The organism is Tepidimonas fonticaldi, from assembly GCF_001675355.1.
GTDB classification, from domain to species: domain Bacteria; phylum Pseudomonadota; class Gammaproteobacteria; order Burkholderiales; family Burkholderiaceae_C; genus Tepidimonas; species Tepidimonas fonticaldi.
The window spans coordinates 1-20568 of the sequence record NZ_LZDH01000003.1; the positions used below are offsets into that span (position 1 = coordinate 1).

Annotated in this window: 20 protein-coding genes and 1 pseudogene; 1 reads left to right on the plus strand and 20 read right to left on the minus strand. The window is 69.5% G+C overall.

The features are described from left to right. The coding region (locus A9O67_RS13290; protein WP_408033399.1) for a helix-turn-helix domain-containing protein at window positions 1–155 on the minus strand (155 nt) is incomplete at its 3' end. 255 nt (window positions 156–410) lie between these two features. On the opposite strand from A9O67_RS13290, the gene rhuM reads away from it, so the two are divergent. Beyond that, window positions 411–1424: a virulence protein RhuM/Fic/DOC family protein gene (rhuM, locus tag A9O67_RS00555; protein ID WP_068606324.1), complete on the plus strand. Its 1014-nt coding sequence runs from the start codon at window positions 411–413 to the stop codon at window positions 1422–1424. Here rhuM and A9O67_RS00560 read toward each other — a convergent pair. The 19 genes and pseudogenes from A9O67_RS00560 to pyrH all read right to left on the minus strand — a co-directional run bounded on the left by A9O67_RS00560 (window position 1377) and on the right by pyrH (window position 20548). Beyond that, the gene (locus A9O67_RS00560; protein ID WP_231960156.1) at window positions 1377–1850 is read right to left on the minus strand and encodes a DUF4149 domain-containing protein; all 474 of its coding nucleotides are present in this window, start codon (window positions 1848–1850) and stop codon (window positions 1377–1379) included. The two genes, rhuM and A9O67_RS00560, sit on opposite strands and share 48 nt — an antisense overlap. Further along, on the minus strand, window positions 1847–2323 hold the full coding sequence (gene greA, locus A9O67_RS00565) for a transcription elongation factor GreA (protein ID WP_068606326.1): 477 nt from the start codon (window positions 2321–2323) through the stop codon (window positions 1847–1849). The genes A9O67_RS00560 and greA overlap by 4 nt, the downstream gene beginning before the upstream one ends. Next, window positions 2305–2421, minus strand: a pseudogene (locus A9O67_RS13990) (hypothetical protein); the annotation flags it as partial. The gene greA and the pseudogene A9O67_RS13990, both read right to left, overlap by 19 nt. Before the next feature lie 41 nt (window positions 2422–2462). Next, complete coding sequence (gene carB, locus A9O67_RS00570; RefSeq protein ID WP_068606328.1) at window positions 2463–5729, minus strand: carbamoyl-phosphate synthase large subunit; 3267 nt, start codon at window positions 5727–5729, stop codon at window positions 2463–2465. 4 nt (window positions 5730–5733) lie between these two features. Beyond that, entirely contained in the window at window positions 5734–6906 is a 1173-nt protein-coding gene (gene carA, locus A9O67_RS00575) for a glutamine-hydrolyzing carbamoyl-phosphate synthase small subunit (RefSeq protein WP_068606330.1), read from the minus strand. 138 nt (window positions 6907–7044) lie between these two features. Beyond that, entirely contained in the window at window positions 7045–7845 is an 801-nt protein-coding gene (locus tag A9O67_RS00580; RefSeq protein WP_068606333.1) for a TrmH family RNA methyltransferase, read from the minus strand. Continuing rightward, window positions 7842–8543, minus strand: coding sequence for a ribonuclease HII (gene rnhB / locus A9O67_RS00585; RefSeq protein ID WP_082955241.1), 702 nt, complete (start codon window positions 8541–8543; stop codon window positions 7842–7844). Before rnhB ends, A9O67_RS00580 begins: the two co-directional genes overlap by 4 nt. Next, on the minus strand, window positions 8540–9736 hold the full coding sequence (gene lpxB / locus A9O67_RS00590) for a lipid-A-disaccharide synthase (protein ID WP_185974443.1): 1197 nt from the start codon (window positions 9734–9736) through the stop codon (window positions 8540–8542). The genes rnhB and lpxB overlap by 4 nt, the downstream gene beginning before the upstream one ends. A gap of 15 nt (window positions 9737–9751) precedes the next feature. Beyond that, window positions 9752–10564: an acyl-ACP--UDP-N-acetylglucosamine O-acyltransferase gene (gene lpxA, locus A9O67_RS00595; RefSeq protein WP_068606335.1), complete on the minus strand. Its 813-nt coding sequence runs from the start codon at window positions 10562–10564 to the stop codon at window positions 9752–9754. A gap of 17 nt (window positions 10565–10581) precedes the next feature. Further along, entirely contained in the window at window positions 10582–11025 is a 444-nt protein-coding gene (gene fabZ, locus A9O67_RS00600) for a 3-hydroxyacyl-ACP dehydratase FabZ (protein WP_068606337.1), read from the minus strand. After that, a complete protein-coding gene (gene lpxD, locus A9O67_RS00605; RefSeq protein WP_068606338.1) occupies window positions 11022–12092 on the minus strand; it encodes a UDP-3-O-(3-hydroxymyristoyl)glucosamine N-acyltransferase in 1071 nt (356 codons plus the stop codon). The genes fabZ and lpxD overlap by 4 nt, the downstream gene beginning before the upstream one ends. Then, window positions 12089–12607, minus strand: coding sequence for an OmpH family outer membrane protein (locus tag A9O67_RS00610; protein WP_068606339.1), 519 nt, complete (start codon window positions 12605–12607; stop codon window positions 12089–12091). Before A9O67_RS00610 ends, lpxD begins: the two co-directional genes overlap by 4 nt. Beyond that, window positions 12607–14919: an outer membrane protein assembly factor BamA gene (gene bamA, locus A9O67_RS00615; RefSeq protein ID WP_068606341.1), complete on the minus strand. Its 2313-nt coding sequence runs from the start codon at window positions 14917–14919 to the stop codon at window positions 12607–12609. Before bamA ends, A9O67_RS00610 begins: the two co-directional genes overlap by 1 nt. Window positions 14920–14940: 21 nt before the next feature. Further along, entirely contained in the window at window positions 14941–16302 is a 1362-nt protein-coding gene (rseP, locus tag A9O67_RS00620; protein ID WP_068606343.1) for an RIP metalloprotease RseP, read from the minus strand. A gap of 38 nt (window positions 16303–16340) precedes the next feature. Then, entirely contained in the window at window positions 16341–17552 is a 1212-nt protein-coding gene (gene dxr, locus A9O67_RS00625; protein ID WP_068606345.1) for a 1-deoxy-D-xylulose-5-phosphate reductoisomerase, read from the minus strand. Window positions 17553–17619: 67 nt separating this feature from the next. Beyond that, on the minus strand, window positions 17620–18459 hold the full coding sequence (locus A9O67_RS00630; protein WP_068606347.1) for a phosphatidate cytidylyltransferase: 840 nt from the start codon (window positions 18457–18459) through the stop codon (window positions 17620–17622). Between the two features lie 29 nt (window positions 18460–18488). Continuing rightward, complete coding sequence (uppS, locus tag A9O67_RS00635) at window positions 18489–19244, minus strand: polyprenyl diphosphate synthase (protein ID WP_068606349.1); 756 nt, start codon at window positions 19242–19244, stop codon at window positions 18489–18491. Window positions 19245–19254: 10 nt separating this feature from the next. Then, window positions 19255–19818, minus strand: a complete 564-nt coding sequence (gene frr / locus A9O67_RS00640; protein ID WP_068606351.1) for a ribosome recycling factor — start codon at window positions 19816–19818, stop codon at window positions 19255–19257. 19 nt (window positions 19819–19837) lie between these two features. Continuing rightward, a complete protein-coding gene (pyrH, locus tag A9O67_RS00645) occupies window positions 19838–20548 on the minus strand; it encodes a UMP kinase (protein ID WP_068606353.1) in 711 nt (236 codons plus the stop codon). Window positions 20549–20568: the final 20 nt, after the last annotated feature.

Here is a 20568-nt window from a genome sequence, read left to right on the forward strand (position 1 = left end):
CGGTCTTCGAAGCTCGTGCGGTGCTTCCACTTGAAGACGGTCATGGGCGACACACCGTAGCGCTGCGCCAGCGTCTGGATCGACTCGTCGCTGGCGGCAATCTCGGCGCGGATCGCCGGGGTGGTGCGCGCCAACTTGTGCAGTCGCACGATCATGATCGCACTCCTTCGGATGAGACCTCGCCGCCGACTCCCGCGCCTCGCAGCAGCTCTTGCAGGATGCTGCGTGCCAGCAGGTATCCACGGCGGCTGGGTATTATGTGATCATCCGGGATGCGACAAGTACATTACATCGGCCATTGGGGAAAAACAATTGACAAAATACCCAATCTGATCCAAGAAAGCAAGGACAAACCAGATTTGATTGTTGTTGTGAGAACAGAGAGGTCGTTTTAAAAGCCCGCATTCAAAATGACTGTCTTTTTCGATATTGTAATTTACGACATAGACGAAACACGGGTGGAGGTTCGCCTTGCGCGCGATACGGCATGGCTCAACTTGCAGCAACTTTCGGAACTATTCGGGCGCAATAAATCTGTAATCTCGAGGCACTTAAAAAATATTTTCGAAAGCGGCGAACTCGTACGCGAGGCAGTTATTGCAAAAAATGCAACAACTGCCTCTGACGGCAAAACATATTTGGTCGAATATTACAACCTCGACGCCATCATCTCCGTCGGCTACCGGGTGAACTCCAGCCGCGCCACGCGCTTTCGTCAATGGGCCACGCGGGTGCTGCGCGAACACCTGACGCGCGGCTACACGCTTGACCGCCAGCGCTTCGAGCGCAACGCTGCCGAACTGGAAGCGGCGCTGGCGCTGGTGAAAAAAGCCGCCGCGGGCGAAGCGCTCACCGCCGACCAGGGCCGCGGGCTGGTGGACGTCATTGCCCGCTACACCCAGACCTTCCTGTGGCTGCAGCGCTACGACGAAGGGCTCCTGACCGCTCCGGCGGGAAGCCCTGGCGGGGTGCTGCCGACGCTGGAGGAGGCGCGTGCGGCCATCGCGCGCCTGAAGGCCGATCTGGTCGCTCGCGGCGAGGCGTCCGACCTTTTCGGGCGCGAGCGCGGCGAGGCCTTCGCGGCGATCCTGGGCAACCTGGAGCAGACGGTGTTTGGCGAGGCGGCCTACCCGACGGTGGAGACCAAGGCCGCGCACCTGTTGTATTTCGTCATCAAGAACCACCCCTTCGCCGACGGCAACAAGCGTACCGGGGCATTCCTGTTCGTGGACTTTCTGGCGCACAACGGCCGGCTGTTGCGCGACGGTGAACCGGTGATCAACGACGTCGGGCTGGCGGCACTCGCCCTGTTGGTGGCGGAATCGGACGCCCAAAACAAGGACGTGATGGTCCGCCTGATCGAGAACATGCTGGCGCTACCGGCCCCGCCCGGCCAGCCACCACAGGCTGCGCAGCGCGCATAGCCACTGCAGCGCCACCAGCAGCGAGCCCAGCGTGTGCCAAAGCGCCAAGTTCGCACCGGTCTGGCGGGCGGTGAGGATGCGCTGCGCGACGCCGAACTCCTGCACCAGGCCGGCGAGCGCCCCCAGCAGCAGCCACGGTAGCAGCGCCCAGCTGGCGTCCCCGGCCTGGCCGCGGCTGCGCTGCGCGCGCCCCCACAGCAGCAGCGCCAGGGCCGCCGCGACGCTGACCCACGACTGCACCTGGAACAGCCGCGCGGCCATGCCGCCGGCCACGGCCGGGTTGTTGAAGTGCGCAAACAGCAGCGGCACGGCGACGAAGCTCCACGCCGTCACCGCGCCCCACCACAGCGCCGCCACCAGCAGCGGCCAGCGCTGCGCCCAGGCTGGCCAGATTTGCCCGAGGGTCCGCACCGGCTGCGCCCTCACTCGTAGCGCACCGCCACGATCTCGTAGCGGCGCACGCCGTTGGGCGCCTGCACCTCGGCAACGTCGCCCTCCTCCTTGCCGATCAGCGCGCGTGCGATGGGGCTGGACACGTTGATCAGCCCGAGCTTCAGGTCGGCCTCGTCCTCGCCGACGATCTGGTAGGTGACGGTCTCGCCGGTGGCCTCGTCCTCCAGCTCGACGGTGGCGCCGAACACCACTTTGCCGCCGGCGTCGAGCTGCGCCGGGTCGATGATCTGGGCCGCGGCGAGCTTGCCCTCGATCTCCTTGATGCGGCCTTCGATGAAGCCCTGGCGGTCCTTGGCGGCGTCGTATTCGGCGTTCTCGCTCAGGTCGCCCTGCGCACGCGCCTCGGCGATGGCCTGGATGACGGCGGGGCGCTCGACGGTCTTCAGGCGGTGCAGTTCCTCCTTGAGCTTGTCGGCACCGCGCTTGGTCAGCGGAATGGTGGGCATGGAAGCAATCCTTGTCGCACAAAAGCAAACCGCCGAGCGTTGCCGTTCGGCGGTGTCGTTTCGCTTGTAATGATAACCGGTTTACCGCGCAACCACCCAGCCGGACACGCCGCCCGGCGGGTGGTCGGTGGTCACCGCATCACACCAGTTGGGCGTGCAGCTCCGCCAGCGCGTACACCGGCAGGTCGTCCATCACCTTCATGCCCTCCACCGCCGCCTCGGCGCCGAAGATCGTCGTGAAGGTGGTCACGCGGTGGGCCAGCGACGCCACGCGGATGTAGCGCGAGTCGGCAATGGCGTTGCGGCGCTCTTCCACCGTGTTGATGACCATGGCGATCTCGCCGTTCTTGATCATGTCCACGATGTTCGGGCGGCCCTCGGTGACCTTGTTGACCACGGTACATGGCACCCCGGCGGCCTGGATCGCCGCGGCGGTGCCGCGCGTGGCCACGAGCTCGAAGCCCATCGCCGCCAGATCGCGCGCGATCGGCACCACGCGCGCCTTGTCGCCGGGCTTGACCGACAGGAAGATCTTGCGCACCGCGTCGGTGGGCCGCGGCAGGCGCACGCCGGCGCCGAGCTGGCTCTTGACGAACGCCTCGCCGAAGCTGCGGCCCACGCCCATCACCTCGCCGGTGGACTTCATCTCCGGCCCCAGGATGGTGTCCACACCCGGGAACTTGACGAACGGGAACACCGCCTCCTTGACGCTGAAGTACGGCGGCGTGACCTCGCGCGTGACGCCCTGTTGTGCGAGCGTCTTGCCCGCCATGCAGCGCGCCGCCACCTTGGCCAGCGCAATGCCGGTCGCCTTGGAGACGAACGGCACGGTGCGGCTGGCGCGCGGGTTGACTTCCAGCACGTAGATGACGTCGCGCTTCGCGCCGCCCTCTTCCACCTCCTGGATCGCGAACTGCACGTTCATCAGGCCGACGACCTGCAGCGCCTCGGCCAGCGCCGCGGTCTGGCGCTTGATCTCGGCCACGGTGGCCGCCGACAGGTAGTACGGCGGCAGCGAGCAGGCCGAATCACCCGAATGCACGCCCGCCTGCTCGATGTGCTCCATGACGCCGCCGATCAGCACCTGCCCGCTGGCGTCGCGGACGCAGTCCACGTCGCACTCGATGGCGTCGTTGAGGAAGCGGTCCAGCAGCACCGGCGAGTCGTTGCTGACCTTGACCGCCTCGCGCATGTAGCGCTCCAGGTCGCGCGGCTCATGCACGATCTCCATCGCGCGTCCGCCCAGCACGTAGCTCGGCCGCACCACCAGCGGGTAGCCCAGCTCGGCGGCCTTGTCCATCGCCTCGGCCTCGGTGCGCGCGGTGGCGTTGGGCGGCTGCTTCAGGCCCAGCCGGTGCAGCATCTGCTGGAAGCGCTCGCGGTCCTCGGCGGCGTCGATCATGTCCGGCGTGGTGCCGATGATCGGCACGCCGGCACGCTCCAACCCCAGCGCCAGCTTCAGCGGCGTCTGCCCGCCGTACTGGACGATGACGCCCTCGGGCTTTTCCACCGCGACGATCTCCAGCACGTCCTCCAGCGTCAGCGGCTCGAAGTAGAGCCGGTCGCTGGTGTCGTAGTCGGTGGAGACGGTCTCCGGGTTGCAGTTGACCATGATGGTCTCGAAGCCGTCCTCGCGCAAGGCCAGCGCCGCGTGCACGCAGCAGTAATCGAACTCGATGCCCTGGCCGATGCGGTTGGGGCCGCCGCCGAGCACGATGATCTTGCGCCGATCGCTCGGCGCGGCCTCGCACTCCTGCTCGTAGGTGGAGTAGAGGTAGGCGGTGTGGCTGGCGAACTCGGCCGCGCAGGTGTCGACGCGCTTGTACACCGGCCGCACGCCCAGCGCGTGGCGGCGCGCGCGCACCTCGCCTTCGGTGGTGGCCAGCAGCTTGGCCAGCCGCCGGTCCGAGAAGCCCTTGCGCTTGAGCGTGCGCAGCGTCGCGGCGTCCAGCGCCTCCAGCGCCCGCGCGCCGTGCTGCGCCGTGTGGCGGTCGAGCGCCAGCTCGATCTGCACGATCTCCTGGATCTGCACCAGGAACCACTTGTCGATCCTGGTGAAGTGGTGCACCTCCTCCAGCGACCAGCCGGCGGCGAAGGCGTCGCCGACGTACCAGATGCGCTCCGGCCCCGGCTCGCCGAGCTCGCGCTCCAGCGTCTCGCGGTCCTGGGTCTTTTCGTTCATGCCGTCGACGCCGACCTCCAGCCCGCGCAGCGCCTTCTGGAAGCTTTCCTGGAAGGTGCGGCCAATCGCCATCACCTCGCCGACCGACTTCATCTGCGTCGTCAGGCGGTCGTTGGCCTGCGGGAACTTCTCGAACGCGAAGCGCGGGATCTTGGTGACGACGTAGTCGATCGTCGGCTCGAACGACGCGGGCGTCGCCCCGCCGGTGATGTCGTTCCTCAGCTCGTCCAGCGTGTAGCCGACCGCGAGCTTGGCCGCCACCTTGGCGATCGGAAAGCCGGTGGCCTTGGACGCCAGCGCCGAGGAGCGGCTCACGCGCGGATTCATTTCGATGACGATCATGCGCCCGTCGCGCGGGTTGATGGCGAACTGCACGTTGGAGCCACCGGTGTCGACACCGATTTCGCGCAGCACCGCGATCGAGGCGTCGCGCATGCGCTGGTATTCTTTGTCGGTCAGCGTCTGCGCTGGCGCCACGGTGATCGAGTCGCCGGTGTGCACGCCCATCGGGTCGAGGTTCTCGATCGAGCAGACGATGATGCAGTTGTCGGCGCGGTCGCGCACCACCTCCATCTCGAACTCTTTCCAGCCGACCAGCGACTCCTCGATCAGCAGCTCCGAGGTCGGCGAGGCCTCCAGCCCCCGCTTGCAGATGGTCTCGAACTCCTCCGGGTTGTAGGCGATGCCGCCGCCGGTGCCCCCGAGCGTGAAGCTGGGCCGAATCACCGCCGGAAAGCCCACCGTGCGCTGCACCGCCCAGGCCTCGTCCATGCTGTGCGCGATGCCGGAGCGCGCCGACTCCAGCCCGATGCGCGTCATTGCCTCCTTGAACTTCTGGCGGTCCTCGGCCTTGTCGATGGCCTCCGGGCGCGCGCCGATCAGCTCGCAGCCGTAGCGCTCCAGCACGCCGTGGCGCCACAGGTCCAGCGCGCAGTTCAGCGCGGTCTGGCCGCCCATGGTCGGCAGGATGGCGTCCGGGCGCTCCTTGGCGATGATCTTCTCGACCGTCTGCCAGGTGATCGGCTCGATGTAGACCGCATCCGCCGTGGCGGGGTCGGTCATGATGGTGGCCGGGTTGCTGTTGATCAGGATGACGCGGTAGCCTTCCTCGCGCAGCGCCTTGCAGGCCTGCACGCCCGAGTAGTCGAATTCGCACGCTTGGCCGATGACGATGGGCCCGGCGCCGATGATGAGGATGCTGTGAAGGTCGGTGCGCTTGGGCATGGAATCACTTTCCGGCAGCGGCCATCAGGGCCGTGAAGCGGTCGAACAGATAGGCGATGTCATGCGGGCCGGGGCTCGCCTCCGGGTGGCCCTGGAAGCCGAACGCCGGGCGGTCGGTGCGCGCGATGCCCTGCAGTGTGCCGTCGAACAGGCTGACGTGCGTGGCGCGCAGCGTCGCGGGCAGGCTCGCCTCGTCGACCGCAAAGCCGTGGTTCTGGCTGGTGATGCTCACTCGCCCGGTGTCGAGGTCCTTGACCGGGTGGTTGGCGCCGTGGTGGCCGAACTTCATCTTGAACGTGCGCGCGCCGCTGGCCAGCGCCAGGATCTGGTGCCCCAGGCAGATGCCGAACGTCGGCACGCCGCGCTCGATGACGGTGGCCGCCGCCGCGATCGCGTAGTCGCACGGCTCGGGGTCGCCGGGGCCGTTGGAGAGAAACACGCCGTCCGGCCGCAGCGCCAGCGCGTCCGCGGCCGGGGTGCGCGCCGGCACCACGGTGACGCGGCAGCCGCGCTCGGCCAGCATGCGCAGGATGTTGCGCTTGACGCCGAAGTCGTAGGCGACGACGTGAAAGCGCGGCTGCGCGAGGCGCCCGTAGCCGCGCGTGCCGTCCTCGCGCTGCAGCCGCCACTCGGTCTCGCTCCACTCATAGGGCTGCGCGGTGGTGACGGCCTGGGCCAGATCCAGCCCGGCCATGCTCGGCGCGCCACGCGCCGCGGCCACGGCCTCGGCGCGCACGGCATCGGTGACCGCCTCGCCCTCGCGCAGCGCGACGATGGCACCGTTTTGCGCGCCGTGCTCGCGCAGGCGGCGCGTCAGCGCGCGCGTGTCCAGCCCCGCGATGGCGACGATGCCCTCGCGGCGCAGGTACTCGCCCAGGGACTGATCGGCGCGGAAATTGGAGTGGAGCTGGGGCAGGTCCTTGATGATCAGGCCGGCGGCCTGGATGGCGCCGGATTCGATGTCCTCACCGTTGACCCCAACGTTGCCGATGTGCGGATACGTGAGGGTCACGATCTGCTGGCGGTAGCTGGGGTCGGTGAGGATTTCCTGATAGCCGGTGAGGGCGGTGTTGAACACCACCTCACCCACGGTCTGGCCGGTCGAACCGATGGCCACACCTTCAAAGACCGTGCCGTCTGCGAGCGCGAGGATGGCGGGTGCAAGGACGGGAAACACGGACACTCTCCAGGAAGGTTTGGACGCACCCGCACCCACCCGGCCCCGTCCGCCGCAGCGCCCGGCGACCGCGGGGCGGTCGGGGGGCTCGCAGGACAGTCACCGAGTGGACACGGACGGTCTGGGTAAACCTTGAAATTATAGCCCGCGGAACACCGCTGCCGCGCTGGCGTGCAGACAGATCGCTGCGGCGGCGGCCACGTTGAGCGACTCTTCGCCGCCGGGCTGGATAATCCGCACCGTCTGGGCGGCCTGTGCCATCAGGTCCGGGCGCACGCCCTGCCCTTCGTGACCCAGCAACCAGGCACACGGCCAGGGCAGCCGGGCCTCGTGCAACCAGTCCCCGTGGTGGGAACTGGTCGCGAGCAGCGGCACCTGCAAATCGGCAAGGCAGGAGGCATCCACCGCCTCCACCAGCGCGAGGCCGAAATGCGCCCCCATGCCGGCACGCAGCACCTTGGGCGACCACAGTGCCGCCGTACCGCGCAGCGCCACCACTTGGCGAAAGCCAAAGGCCGCCGCGCTGCGCAGGATGGAGCCGACGTTGCCCGGATCTTGCAGCCGGTCCAGCACCACGGTGGGCACGCCGGCCTGCACGGCCTGATTGGGCGGCACGGGCACCAGGCAGCCGACATGGGTGGCAGACTCCAGCGGGCTGAGTTGTGCCATCAGCGCCTCGGTCAGCAGCCAGACCGGCACCTCGGGCGCCAGGGCCCCGGTCTGCTGCCACGTCTGCACCCATGCCAGACCTGCGGGGCTGCTCACCACCGCCTCGGGCTGCCACCCGCGGGCCAGCAGGGCACGGCACAAATGGTCGCCTTCGACCCAGACGATGCCCTCGCGCCGGTAGGCGCTGCCATCCTGCACCAGGCGCCGCAGGCGTTTGACGCGCGGGTTGTCGCGCGAGGCAATCGGCTCGGGCGCTCGCGGCGAGGTCATGCGCCCCCCCCGGTGGTGGATGCGCGCAGCGCCTCGGCCACGGGCGCAAAACTGCGCCGATGCCACGGCGTGGGGCCATGCTGCCGCAGGGCGCGCAGGTGCTGCGCCGTGCCATAGCCGCGATGTCGGTCAAAGCCGAACGCCGGGTGCGCGGCATGGGCCTCGTCCATCAGCCGGTCGCGCGTGACCTTGGCCACGATGGAGGCGGCGGCGATGGCCGCCACGGTCGCATCGCCGCGCACCACGGCTTCGGTCCGCATCTCCAGCACCGGTAGCCGGTTGCCATCCACCAGCACCAACGAGGGCCGCAGCCGCAGCCCGGCCACCGCGCGCTGCATGGCCAGCAGCGTCGCCTGCAGAATGTTCAACCGGTCGATCTCTTCCACACTGGCGGCACCGACCCCCAGGCACAGGGCGCGCGCCCGTATGGCGTCATAAAGCGCCTCGCGCCGGGCGGCGCTCAGGGTCTTGGAATCGGCCACACCGTCGATCGGGTCCTGGTCGTCCAGGATGACGGCAGCCGCCACGACGGGCCCGGCCAGCGGCCCCCGGCCGGCCTCGTCCACGCCGGCCACCAGGCCCCCATCGCCCCAGTCGAAAGCGTATTGTTGGGCTGCAGCCCGGCCATAGGCCAGCGGCGCCCGGGCGCGGCGGTCGGGACGGGCAGATGTCGGACGGGACGTCGAGCCCGTCTTCATGGCGCCCCCCCGCGCTCGAGCAGCGGCGCGATCGCCTGCACCGCCAGCGCCGCGGTGTCGCGTCGCAGCTCGGCGTGCAGCGCGTCAAAGCGCGCCACCAGGCGCTCGCGCCGCGCGTGCGCGGCGGCGTCGTCGGCCAGCCACGCCAGCGTCGCCTCCGCCAGCGCCTGCGGGGTGGCCGCGTCCTGCAGCAGCTCCGGCACGACGAACTCCCCGCACAGGATGTTGGGCAGCCCGACCCACGGCTGGCGCATCTTGCGCCGCGTCAGCCACCACGACAGCGGATGCATGTGGTAAGCGATCACCATCGGGCGCTTGAACAGCGCCGCCTCCAGCGTCGCGGTGCCGCTGGCCACGAGCACGACGTCACAGGCGGCCAGCGCCGCGTGCGACTGCCCGCGCAGCACGGTGATCGCCGCGGCGTGGGGGCTCGCGGCCACCCGGGTGCGGATGAGCCCCTCCAGCGCCGGCACCGCCGGCAGCACGAAGCGCAGCCGCGGCCGCTCGGCACGCAGGATCGCCACCGCGGCCAGGAAGCGCGGCAGCAGATGGTCGATCTCGGCGCGGCGGCTGCCGGGCAGCAGCGCCACCAGCGGCTGCGCGTCGTCGATGCCCAGCGTCGCGCGCGCGCCGGCGCGGTCCGGCCGCAGCGGGATGACGCCGGCCAGCGGATGGCCGACGTAGGTGGCGTCGATGCCGTGCGGGGCCAGCAGCGCCGGCTCGAACGGAAAGATGCACAGCACATGGTCGCAGGCGCGGCGGATCAGCTCGACGCGCTCCGGGCGCCACGCCCAGACGGCCGGCGCCACGAAGTGCACCGTCGGGATGCCCGCCGCACGCAGGTCGGCCTCCAGCGCCAGGTTGAAGTCCGGCGCATCGACGCCGACGAACAGCGCCGGCGGCTCGGTCAGCAGCCGCGCGCGCAGGTGGCGGCGGATGCCGACGATCTCGCGGTAATGGCGCAGCACCTCGACATAGCCGCGCACGGCGAGCTTCTCGCTCGGCCACCAGGCGTCGAACCCCTGCGCCTGCAGCGCCGGGCCGCCGATGCCGGCGGCCCGCAGCTTGGGCCAGCGCGCGCGCAGCCCCTGCAGCAGCTGCGCCGCCAGCACGTCGCCCGAGGCCTCGCCCGCCACCAGCGCCAGCCGCGGCGCGGCGGCACCCGTGGCAGCATCCCGAGACGGGTGGCTCATTTCACCCCGCTGCCGTCAAGCCTCGCCGCGGCGCGCGCGCACGATGCCGCGCTGCGCATCGACGCCGGCCAGAAAGTCGCGCATCAGCGCCACGTCCGCCGCGGCCTCCGGGTGGGTCTGCGCCAGCGCCTCGATGCGCTCGACCGCCTGCACGAGCGTCAGCCCTTCGCGGTAGAGCGCTTTGTGCATGGCCTTGACCGCGGCGATGCGCTGCGCGGAAAACCCACGCCGGCGCAGCCCCTCGAAGTTCATCGAGCGCGCCTGCGCCGGCTGGCCCTGCGCCATCACGAACGGCGGCACGTCCGCAAACAGCAGCGCGCACATCGCCGTCATCGCGTGCGCGCCGATGCGCACGAACTGGTGCACGACCGTGAAGCCCCCCAGGATCGCCCAGTCGCCCACCTGCACGTGGCCCGCCAGCTGCGCGTTGTTGGCAAAGATCGTGTGGCTGCCGACCATGCAGTCGTGCGCCAGGTGGGTGTAGGCCATCATCCAGTTGTCGTCGCCCAGGCGCGTCACGCCCCCGCCCTGCACCGTGCCAACGTGGTAGGTGCTGTATTCGCGGATGGTGTTGCGCTCGCCGATGACGAGCTGGCACGGCTCGCCGCGGTATTTCTTGTCCTGGTTCGGCAGGCCGAGGCTGACGAACGGGTAGATGCGGTTGTCGCGCCCGATCGTCGTGTGGCCGTCGAGCACGCAGTGCGCGCCGACCGTCGTGCCGGCGCCGATGCGCACGTGCGGGCCGACGACGGTGTAGGGGCCGATCTCGACGTCGGCGTCGAGCTCGGCCTTCGGATCGACCAGCGCGGTCGGATGGATGCGGGCCATTGCGGGCTCGGTCGGCTTCAGCCGGCGATGCGGCGCATCGTGCACATCAGCTCGGCCTCGCAGGCCACCTCGTCCCCGACGCGCGCCACGCCCTTGAACTTGAAGATGCCGGCCTTCATGCGCTCCAGCGTCACGTCCATCACGAGCTGGTCACCCGGCTCCACCGGGCGCTTGAAGCGCGCGCCGTCGATGCCGGCGAAGTAGTACACCGTCTGGTCGTCCGGCGTCACGCCCAGCGTGGCAAACGCCAGCAGCGCCGCCGTCTGCGCCAGCGCCTCCAGCATCAGCACGCCCGGGAACACCGGCCTGTGCGGAAAGTGCCCGGTGAACACAGGCTCGTTGATCGTCACGTTCTTCAGCGCCCGGATCGAGGCGCCCTTGTGCAGCTCCAGCACCCGGTCCACCAGCAGGATCGGGTAGCGGTGCGGCAGTTGCTTGAGGATCTGGTGGATGTCCATCATGGGGTCGTGCGTCGTTCCAGGGCCTTGAGGCGCTCGCGCAGCGCATGCAGCTGGCGCAGCGTCGCGGCGTTCTTCTCCCAGGCGCGATTGTCGTCGATCGGAAAGATGCCGCTGTACTGCCCCGGCTGAAGGATCGAGCGCATCACCACCGACGCGGCCGAGATGTGCACATGGTCCGCGAGTTCCAGGTGGCCGAGCACGATGGCCCCGCCGCCCAGCGTGCAGAACGCCCCGATGCGCGCCGAGCCGGCGATGCCGACGCAGCCGGCCATCGCGGTGTGGCGCCCGACGTGCACGTTGTGGCCGATCTGGATCAGGTTGTCGAGCTTGACGCCGTCTTCGAGCACCGTGTCGCCGAGCGCGCCGCGGTCGATGCAGCAGTTGGCACCGATCTCGACGTCGTCGCCGATGCGCACGGCGCCAAGCTGCTCGATCTTCTCCCAGCGTTTGCCCTCGCCGCCCGGCAGCGGCACCGGGGCGAAGCCGAAGCCGTCGGCGCCGATCACCGTGCCGCCGTGCACGAGGCCGCGCGCGCCGATGCGGCAGTCGTAGCCAAGCACGACGTGGGCCCCGAGCCGCGTGCCGGCGCCGACGTGCGCGCGCGCCTGCACCACCGCGTGCGCGCCGAGTTCGGCGTCCTCATCGACCACCGCGCCGTCCTCCACCACCGCGAAGGGGCCGAGCCGCGCCGTCGGGTGCACGCGCGCGCCCGGTGCCACCCAGGCGGTGGGGTGGACGCCCAAAGCGGCCGGGCGCGGCTGCACATGCTGGCGCCACCATTGGGTCAACCGGGCGAACGTCCCATAGGGGTCCGGGCTCTCCCAGCACGCCCAGCCGCCCGCGGGCGGTTCGGAACGGGCCAGCACATCGGCCACCAGATCGGGCGGCGCAATCACCACCCCGGCCCGGGAACCGGCCAGCGCAGCACGGTAACGCGGATGGGCGACGAACGCCACCGCGTCCGCCCCGGCCTCGGCCAGCGGCGCGATGCGCACCACGACCCGATCGCCCGTGCCATGCAAAACGCCGCCCAGGGCGGCGTGCAGGTCGGACAGTCGAGCGCTCACTTGGCGTTGTTCAGCCCCGAAATCACCTTGTCGGTGATGTCGTGGCGCGGAGCGATATAGACCGCTTCCTGCAGAATCAGGTCGTACTTTTCGGCCTCGGCGATCTGCTTGATGACGCGGTTGGCGCGCTCGATGACCTGTTGCAGCTCTTCGTTGCGGCGCTGGGCGAGGTCCTCCTGGAACTCGCGCCGGCGGCGTTGAAAGTCGCGGTCCAGCTCGGCGAGCTGGCGCTGGCGCGTCGCGCGCTGGGACTCGGACAACGTCGGCGCGTCTTTTTCGAGTTTTTCGGTCGCTTGGCGCAATTGGTTGCCCAGGGCGTCGATCTCGCGCTCCCGGCGCGAGAACTCCTGCTCCAGGCGGGTCTGGGCGGCCTTGGCCGCGTTGGAGTCGCGCAGGATGCGTTCGGTGCTCACGAAGCCGATCTTGAGATCCTGGGCCAGCGCCACGGTGGAGGCAGCGGCAAAGGCCGCCGCCAGCACCCAGCGGGCGCCCCAGGTCCGGGTGATGTGTTTCATCAGAAAGCGGTACCGATCGAGAATTGGACGGTTTGCGTCTTGTCGCCGGTCTGCTTGCGCAGCGGCTTGGCGAACGCGATTCTAAGCGGTCCGACCGGCGAGATCCAGCTCACGCCGATGCCGGCGGAGGCGCGCAGATCGGACAGCGAGAACTTCTGATCCGGCGCATAGACGTTGCCGACGTCGAAAAAGCCGAACATGCGCAAGGTGCGGTCGTTGCCCGCGCCGGGGAAGGGCGTGATCAGCTCGGTATTGAGCAGCACCATCTTGTTGCCGCCCAGATAGGCCTTGTCGGTGCTGTTGGTCAGCGCGCTCTGCAGGCCCAGCGTGCCCTGCTCGAAGCCGCGCACCGACCCCAGACCGCCGCCGTAGAAGTACTTGAACAGCGGAACGGGCTTGCCGCTCAAGCCCTTGGCCCAGCCGGCTTCTGCATTGAAGGCCAGGGTGAACTTGCGGTTCAGCGGGATGTACTGCTGATATTGAGCGCTGGCTTTGACGTAGCGGGTGTCGCCGGCAATGCCCAATTCGCCGTTGACGCGCTTGAGAGTGCCCTGCGTGGGCACGAGCGCACTGTCGCGTTCGTCGCGCGCCCAGCCGATCGTCAGCGGCACCGACGTCGGCGAATCGCCGAAGTCGCGGATGAAATCGTTGTACGCCACCGGCATGCGGTCGCCCGGCTCGATCTTCGTCTTCTCGATGCCGATGCCGAAGAAGACCGTGTCGGTCTCGGTGAACGGCACGCCGAAGCGGATGCTCGCCCCCGGCGTCACCAGGCGGTAGTCACCCTCTTGAGCGTCGAACGGACGGGTCGTGCGGTAGTACACGTCCAGCGTGCGCGAGATGCCGTCCTCGGTGAAGTACGGGTTGGTCGTGCTGAGCACGAACTGCCGGTTGAACTTGCTGGTGTTGACGTTGAGCCCGAGGTAGTTGCCCGTGCCAAAGACGTTTTCCTGCTGGATGCCGGCCAGCAGCGAGAGCTTTTCGGCCTGCGAGTAGCCAGCACCCACCGTCAGGTTGCCGGTCGGCTTTTCGACCACGGTCATGACGAGGTCCACCTGATCCGGCGCGCCCGGCACCTCTTGGGTGTCGATGCGCACCTCGGTGAAAAAGCCCAGGCGGTCCACCCGGTCGCGCGACAGGCGAATCTTGTCGCTGTCGTACCAGGCCGATTCGAGCTGGCGGAACTCGCGCCGGATGACTTCGTCGCGGGTGCGGTTGTTGCCTTCGATCTGGATGCGGCGCACATACGCGCGCCGCGACGGCTGGCCGCGCAGCACGACGGCGACGCGGTTGCGCTCGCGGTCGATCTCGGGCACGGCCTCCACGCGCGCGAACGCATAGCCGAACGCCCCATAGTAGTCGGTGAAGGCCTTGACGGTCTCGGCCACCTGCTCGGCGTTGTAGGCCTGCCCGGGCTGAATGCGGATGAGCGACTGGAACTCGGCCTCCTTGCCCAGGTAGTCCCCCTCCAGCCGCACGGCGGACACGGCATAGCGCTGGCCTTCGGTGATGTTGATGGTCAGCGTCAGCGTGGACTTGTCCGGCGACAGCGCCACCTGGGTGGAATCGATGTTGAATTCCAGGTAGCCGCGCGTCAGGTAGTACGACCGCAGCGACTCCAGATCGGCGTTGAGCTTGGCGCGCGAGTAGCGGTCGCTCTTGGTGTACCAGCTCAGCCAACCGCCGGTGTCCAGGTCGAACAGATCCAGCAGCGTCTTTTCCGGGAAGGCCTGCGCGCCGACGATGCGGATCTCGCGGATCTTGGTGACGTCGCCCTCGACGACGTTGAAGTTGAGGTTGACGCGGTTGCGCTCGATCGGCGTGACGGTGGTGGTGACCTGCACCGCGTACATGCTGCGGTTGAGGTACTGGCGCTTGAGCTCCTGCTCCGCGCGGTCGGCGAGCGCCCGGTCAAACGGCCGCCCCTCCGTCAGCCCGATGTCGCGCAGCGCCTTGCGCAGCACCTCGTTGTCGAACTCCTTGACCCCGGAGAAGCTGACGTCGGCCACCGTCGGGCGCTCCTCGACGATGACGACCAGCACGTCGCCATCCACCTGCAGGCGCACATCCGAAAACAGCCCCAAACCGAACAGCGCGCGGATCGCCGCGGCGCCCTGCTCGTCCGAATAGGTGTCGCCCACGCGGAACGGCAGCGACGCGAACACCGTGCCGGGCTCGACCCGCTGCAGGCCTTCGACGCGGATGTCACGGACGGTAAAGGGATTGACGGCCCAGGCCGGCAGGGCGGTGGCCAGCGTCGCCAGCAGGACGCCGGCGCGCACGCGCCAGGAGCGCTCGTGAGATGGTTTCATGCGGTGCGGGTCTGCCCGGGGTCAGCCGAGCAATCGGGCAAGATCGTTGAAGATGGCCAGCGACATCAGGGCGACGAGCAGGGCCACGCCCCCTCGCTGCAGCCGGTCCATCCACACCTCGGACAGCGGCCGGCCGGCCACCGCCTCCCAAAGATAATACATCAGGTGCCCCCCATCCAGGACGGGCAGCGGCAGCAGGTTGAGCACGCCCAGGCTGACGCTCACCAAGGCCAAAAACGTCAGAAACGGGATCCAGCCCAGGCTGGCGGACTGCCCGGCGTAGTCGGCAATCGTCAGGGGGCCGCTCAGGTTGCGCAGCGAGGCCTCGCCGATCAGCATCTTGCCCAGCATCTGCAACGACAGGATGGACACGTCCCAGGTGCGGCGCAGCCCCTCGCCCAGGGCGTCGATCACGCCGTGCTCGACCACCGTCATCGCAGGGGCCGCGCCGACCATGGCACCCACCCGGCCGACCCAGGCATCGCCCTGCTGCTGCGGACGCGGCGTGACCACCACCTCCTGTACCGCCCCGTCCCGCTCGATGCGCCAGCGCTGGGGCCGTGCTTGGCCGCGCTCGTCCACGGCGGTGCGGATGCGCGCGCGCAGTTGCTGGGCATCGACCATGGCCTCACCATCGACCGCCAGCACGCGGTCACCCGGGCGCAGGCCCGCCGCGGCGGCCGCGCCATCCGGCATCACCTCACCGAGTTGCGGTGCCGACCACGGGGCCACGATGCCGATGCGCTCGAACAGGCGGGCGTCGACATCGCGGACCTCCAGCGTGGACAGTGGCAGCGTGACCTCCCGCCCCGGGGACTGCGGTCCGTCGCCGAGCCACAGCCGCAGATCCAGCCCCTCCAACGCCGCCTGCGTCAGCCGCCAGCGCAATTCGTCGAAGGACCGCACCGCCTGCGGGGCCTGGTCGCCCGTGGCGGCAGCGCTCACCCATTCCCCGCCGCGGATGCCGGCCCGCTCGGCCAGCGAAGCCGCGGTCGGGCTGGCGAGCACGGGCTGCGCCTGCGGCACCCCCCACCACGCCACGAAGGCATAGAGCGCGACCGCCAACAGCAGATTGGCCGCCGGCCCCGCGGCCACGATGGCCGCCCGGCGGCGCAGGGGCTGCGCGTTGAAGGCCAGGTGCCGCTGCTCGGCCGCCACCGGTGCTTCCCGCTCGTCGAGCATACGCACATAGCCGCCCAGCGGCAGGGCCGCCACGACGAACTCGGTACCCCGGCGGTTGCGCCACGTCAACAGCGGACGGCCCAAGCCGATCGAAAACCGCAGCACCGGCACCCCGCAGGCCACCGCCATGCGGTAGTGCCCCCACTCGTGAACGGCGATCAGGACGGCGATCGCGACCAGAAACGACAGAACGGTGATCATCGGGTGCCTTCCATGGGGTCGCGCGGACGGCCAGGCGCTCAGCCCCGCGCCAGCCCCCGAACGCGCTCGCCGGCCCGCGCCCGCGCCTCGCGGTCGATGGCCAGCAGGTCGTCCAGCGACCCCGGCTTGGAGGGCACGAAGGCCTCCAGCGTTCCGCGGTTGACCGCGTGGATGTGGTCGAAGCGCAGCCGCCCGGCCAGAAAGGCATCGACCGCCACCTCGTTGGCCGCATTGAGCACGGCGGTCGTGCCGACTGGGGCGCGCAGCGCCTCCCAGGCCAGGAACAGGCCGGGAAAGCGCCGCGGGTCGGGCGGCTCGAACGTCAACGCCCCCAGGGTCACGAAATCGAGCGGCTCGGCCCCCGAGGCGATGCGCTCCGGCCAGCTCAGCCCGTAGGCGATCGGCACGCGCATGTCCGGCGTCCCCAGTTGCGCCACGACGGAGCGGTCCCGATACTGAACCATCGAGTGCACCACGCTCTGCGGATGGATCACCACGTCGATCTGCTCCGGCGCAAAGCCAAACAGGTAGCGCGCCTCGATGACTTCCAACGCCTTGTTCATCATCGTCGCCGAATCGACCGAGATCTTGCGGCCCATGACCCAGTTGGGGTGGGCGCAGGCCTCCTGCGGCGTGACGGTGGCCAGCGTCGCGGGATCGCGCTGCCGAAACGGCCCGCCCGAGGCCGTCAGCACGATTTTCTCGACCCGCTGGGCCCAGGTCTCGGGATCCTCGGGCAGGGCTTGGAAGATGGCCGAATGCTCGCTGTCGATGGGCAGCAGCCGTGCCCCGCCGGCGCGCACGGCGGCCAGAAACACCTCGCCGCCGACGACCAGCGCCTCTTTGTTGGCCAGCAGCAGGCGCTTGCCCGCATGGGCCGCCGCCAGACAGGGGGCAAGCCCCGCCGCTCCGACGATGGCCGCCATGACGGTATCCACCTCGGGGTGCGCGGCCATCTCGGTCAGCCCGGCGGGCCCGCCCAGCGCCTGTGTGGGCAAGCCGAGCTGGCGCAGGCCGGCCGCCAGCTCGTCGAGCCGCGCCGCGCCAATCACCGCCCAGCGAGGCCGGAAGCGTTCGCACAGCGCCAGCAGCGCTTCGACCTGCCGCTCGGCGCTCAGGGCCACGACCTCGAAGCGATCCGGGTGGCGGGCCACCACGTCGAGCGTGTTGGTGCCGATCGAGCCCGTCGCGCCGAGCACCGCGATGCGCTGGCGGGGGGACGAGGCCTCGGTGGGGGTGACGGGGGTCATGCGGAACGATCGAAAGGGCAGGGCACGAAGGACGTTGGGGGCGGATTGGGGTCGAAACAGGGTCGGGTCATGCCGCGTCCGCCAGCAGCGCCATCACCGCCGGCAGCACCGGCAGCAGCGCATCGACGCGGTCGAGCACCCCCCCATGACCGGGCAGCAGCGCGCTGGAATCCTTGACCCCGGCGCTGCGCTTGACGAGCGATTCGAACAAATCCCCGGCGACGCTGGCGGCCGTCAACAGCAACAGGGCCGGGATCGCCACCACCCACCCGCGCGCAACCAGGATGGGGTACAGCGCCTGAGTCGCCGGCGCCCAGACGGCGGCGACCGCCGTCCAAGCAAAGGCCAGCACCAGGACGGCCAGCGTTCCGCTGACGACCCCTTCCCAGCTCTTGCCCGGGCTGATGCGCGGCGCGAGCTTGCGCCGGCCAAACGCCTTGCCGCCAAAGTAGGCCGCGATGTCCGCCACCCACACCAGCAGCAGCGCACTCAGCAGCACACCCAGGCCGCGGGCGTGCAGGTTGACGAGCGCCCACCACGCGCCCGCCAGTGCCAACCAGCCAAAGGGCAGCCGCAGCACAACGGGCCACCGCCCCCAGGCCTCCACCCCTTGCCGCAGCGCCAGCACCAGCACGGCGGCCCACAGCGCGGTGATGCCCCACCAGACCATCGCCGGCCAGGGCGCATCGCCCCACGCCCCCCATGCCAGCCCGAGCACGCCCATCAGCCCCAAACCGCTGACCAAGGCCCCCTTGGGGCCACAGCCGTTCAGCCGGGACCACTCCCAACCGGCCGCCCCCATCAACACGCCGGTGACGGCCGCAAACGGCAGCGGCCCGGCGTACACCATGGCGGGCAACAGCACCAGCAGCAGCGCCACCGCCGTGATCACGCGTTGCAGCAACATGGGCGTCCTGTCGTGCGGGTGGCCAGACCTCAGGCCACCCGCGAGGCCTGCACCTGTTCGGGCGTGCGCCCAAAGCGCCGCTGGCGCTGCGCATACGCCGCCAAGGCACGGTCGTACTCCGCCTCGTCAAAGGCGGGCCAGAGGCGGTCGGTAAAAAACAACTCGCTATAGGCGATCTGCCAGAGCAAAAAATTGCTGATCCGCTGCTCCCCCCCCGTGCGGATCACCAGATCCGGATCCGGCACATGGGCCAAGGCCAGGGTTGCCGACAGGGAGGATTCCGTGATCGGCTCGCCGCGCGCTGCCAGCGCCTGCGCGGCCTGCACGATGTCCCACCGCCCGCCGTAGTTGAAGCACACGTTGAGCATCAGCCGATCGTTGCCGGCGGTGCGGCGCTCGGCCTCGGCGATGCCGTCCACCAACGCGGAGGGCAGCCCTTCGCGCGAGCCGGGCACATGCAGCCGCACCCCGGCTTCGTCCAGCCGGGGGACCTCATCCATCAGGGCCTGGACCATCAGGCGCAGGATCGCGCCGACCTCGTCCTGGGGACGGTTCCAGTTTTCCGAAGAGAACGCGAACACCGTCAGCACCCGGACACCGCGCTGCACGCTCCAGCCGATGACGCGGCGCAGCGTCTCCATGCCCGCGCGGTGTCCGGCCACGCGGGGCAGCAGCCGCTGGCGCGCCCAGCGGCCATTGCCGTCCATGACGATGGCCACGTGGTGCGGCACCCGGCCCGCGACGTCGGGGGCGGCGCCGGGGGCCGCGGCGGGGGTGACGGACATGCAGCCCGCCTCAGATGGCCATGATGTCGGCTTCCTTGGCCGCCACCATCTTGTCGACCTCGGCGATCATGCGGTCGGTCAGCTTCTGGATGTCGTCCTGCGCGCGGCGCTCGTCGTCCTCGGAGACGAGCTTGTCCTTGACCAGCCGCTTGACGTGTTCGTTGGCATCGCGGCGCAGGTTGCGGATCGCCACCTTCGCGTGCTCGCCCTCGGCCTTGACGACCTTGGTCAGCTCGCGGCGGCGCTCCTCGGTCATCGGCGGAATCGGCACGCGGATCAGGTCGCCGTGCGAGGCCGGGTTGAGCCCGAGGTCGGACTCGCGGATGGCCTTCTCGATCTTGGCGCCCATGCCCTTTTCCCACGGGGACACGCCGATCGTGCGCGCATCCAGCAGCGACAGGTTGGCCACCTGGCTGATCGGCAGCATGCTGCCGTAGTACTCGACCTGCACGGTGTCCAGCAGCGCCGGGTTGGCACGGCCGGTGCGCACCTTGGCCAGGCTGCTGCGCAGCGCCTCCAGCGACTGCTGCATCTTTTGCTCGGCGGTTTTTTTGATGTCGGGGATGCTGCTCATCGAATGGCCTCTCGTTGTCTCAGACGTGCACCAGCGTGCCCTCGTCCTCGCCCTGCACCACGCGCTTGAGCGCGCCGGGCTTGAAGATCGAGAACACGCGCACCGGCAGGTTCTGGTCGCGGCACAGCGCAAAGGCCGTCGCGTCCATCACCTGCAGTTGGCGCACCATGGCTTCGTCGAAGCTGATGCGCTGGTAGCGGGTGGCGTTCGGGTCTTTTTTGGGGTCGGCGGTGTAGACACCGTCCACCTTGGTGGCCTTGAGCACGATCTCGGCGCCGATTTCGGCGCCGCGCAGGGCCGCGGCGGTGTCGGTGGTGAAGAAGGGGTTACCGGTGCCGGCGGCGAAGACCACCACCTTGCCCTCTTCCAGATACTGCAGCGCCTTGGGGCGCACATAGGGCTCGACCACCTGGTCGATCGCGATGGCCGACATGACGCGAGCCTTGGTGCCGCTGCGCTCCAGCGCGTCGCCAATGGCCAGCGCATTCATGACCGTGGCCAGCATACCCATGTAATCGGCCGTGGCGCGGTCCATGCCCACCGCCCCGCCCGCTACGCCGCGGAACAGGTTGCCACCGCCGATCACGATGGCCACCTGCACGCCCAGGCGGCTGACCTCGGTAACCTCGGCCACGATGCGCTCGATCGTGTCGCGGTGGATGCCGAAGGCCTCGTCGCCCATCAGGGCTTCACCGGAGAGCTTGAGGAGGATGCGCTGCAAAGCGGGCATGGCGGGTCTCGCTACCTTTG

Excerpts from the sequence above, each read along its gene's own strand:
- rhuM (WP_068606324.1), top strand. The coding sequence starts at position 411 with ATGACTGTCTTTTTCGATATTGTAATTTACGACATAGACGAAACACGG.
- lpxA (WP_068606335.1), bottom strand. The coding sequence starts at position 10,564 with ATGGCCCGCATCCATCCGACCGCGCTGGTCGATCCGAAGGCCGAGCTC.
- fabZ (WP_068606337.1), bottom strand. The coding sequence starts at position 11,025 with ATGATGGACATCCACCAGATCCTCAAGCAACTGCCGCACCGCTACCCG.
- dxr (WP_068606345.1), bottom strand. The coding sequence starts at position 17,552 with ATGACCCCCGTCACCCCCACCGAGGCCTCGTCCCCCCGCCAGCGCATC.
- rseP (WP_068606343.1), bottom strand. The coding sequence starts at position 16,302 with ATGATCACCGTTCTGTCGTTTCTGGTCGCGATCGCCGTCCTGATCGCC.
- A9O67_RS00630 (WP_068606347.1), bottom strand. The coding sequence starts at position 18,459 with ATGTTGCTGCAACGCGTGATCACGGCGGTGGCGCTGCTGCTGGTGCTG.
- bamA (WP_068606341.1), bottom strand. The coding sequence starts at position 14,919 with ATGAAACCATCTCACGAGCGCTCCTGGCGCGTGCGCGCCGGCGTCCTG.
- A9O67_RS00610 (WP_068606339.1), bottom strand. The coding sequence starts at position 12,607 with ATGAAACACATCACCCGGACCTGGGGCGCCCGCTGGGTGCTGGCGGCG.
- frr (WP_068606351.1), bottom strand. The coding sequence starts at position 19,818 with ATGAGCAGCATCCCCGACATCAAAAAAACCGCCGAGCAAAAGATGCAG.
- uppS (WP_068606349.1), bottom strand. The coding sequence starts at position 19,244 with ATGTCCGTCACCCCCGCCGCGGCCCCCGGCGCCGCCCCCGACGTCGCG.
- greA (WP_068606326.1), bottom strand. The coding sequence starts at position 2,323 with ATGCCCACCATTCCGCTGACCAAGCGCGGTGCCGACAAGCTCAAGGAG.
- A9O67_RS00580 (WP_068606333.1), bottom strand. The coding sequence starts at position 7,845 with ATGACCTCGCCGCGAGCGCCCGAGCCGATTGCCTCGCGCGACAACCCG.
- carB (WP_068606328.1), bottom strand. The coding sequence starts at position 5,729 with ATGCCCAAGCGCACCGACCTTCACAGCATCCTCATCATCGGCGCCGGG.
- rnhB (WP_082955241.1), bottom strand. The coding sequence starts at position 8,543 with ATGAAGACGGGCTCGACGTCCCGTCCGACATCTGCCCGTCCCGACCGC.
- lpxB (WP_185974443.1), bottom strand. The coding sequence starts at position 9,736 with ATGAGCCACCCGTCTCGGGATGCTGCCACGGGTGCCGCCGCGCCGCGG.
- pyrH (WP_068606353.1), bottom strand. The coding sequence starts at position 20,548 with ATGCCCGCTTTGCAGCGCATCCTCCTCAAGCTCTCCGGTGAAGCCCTG.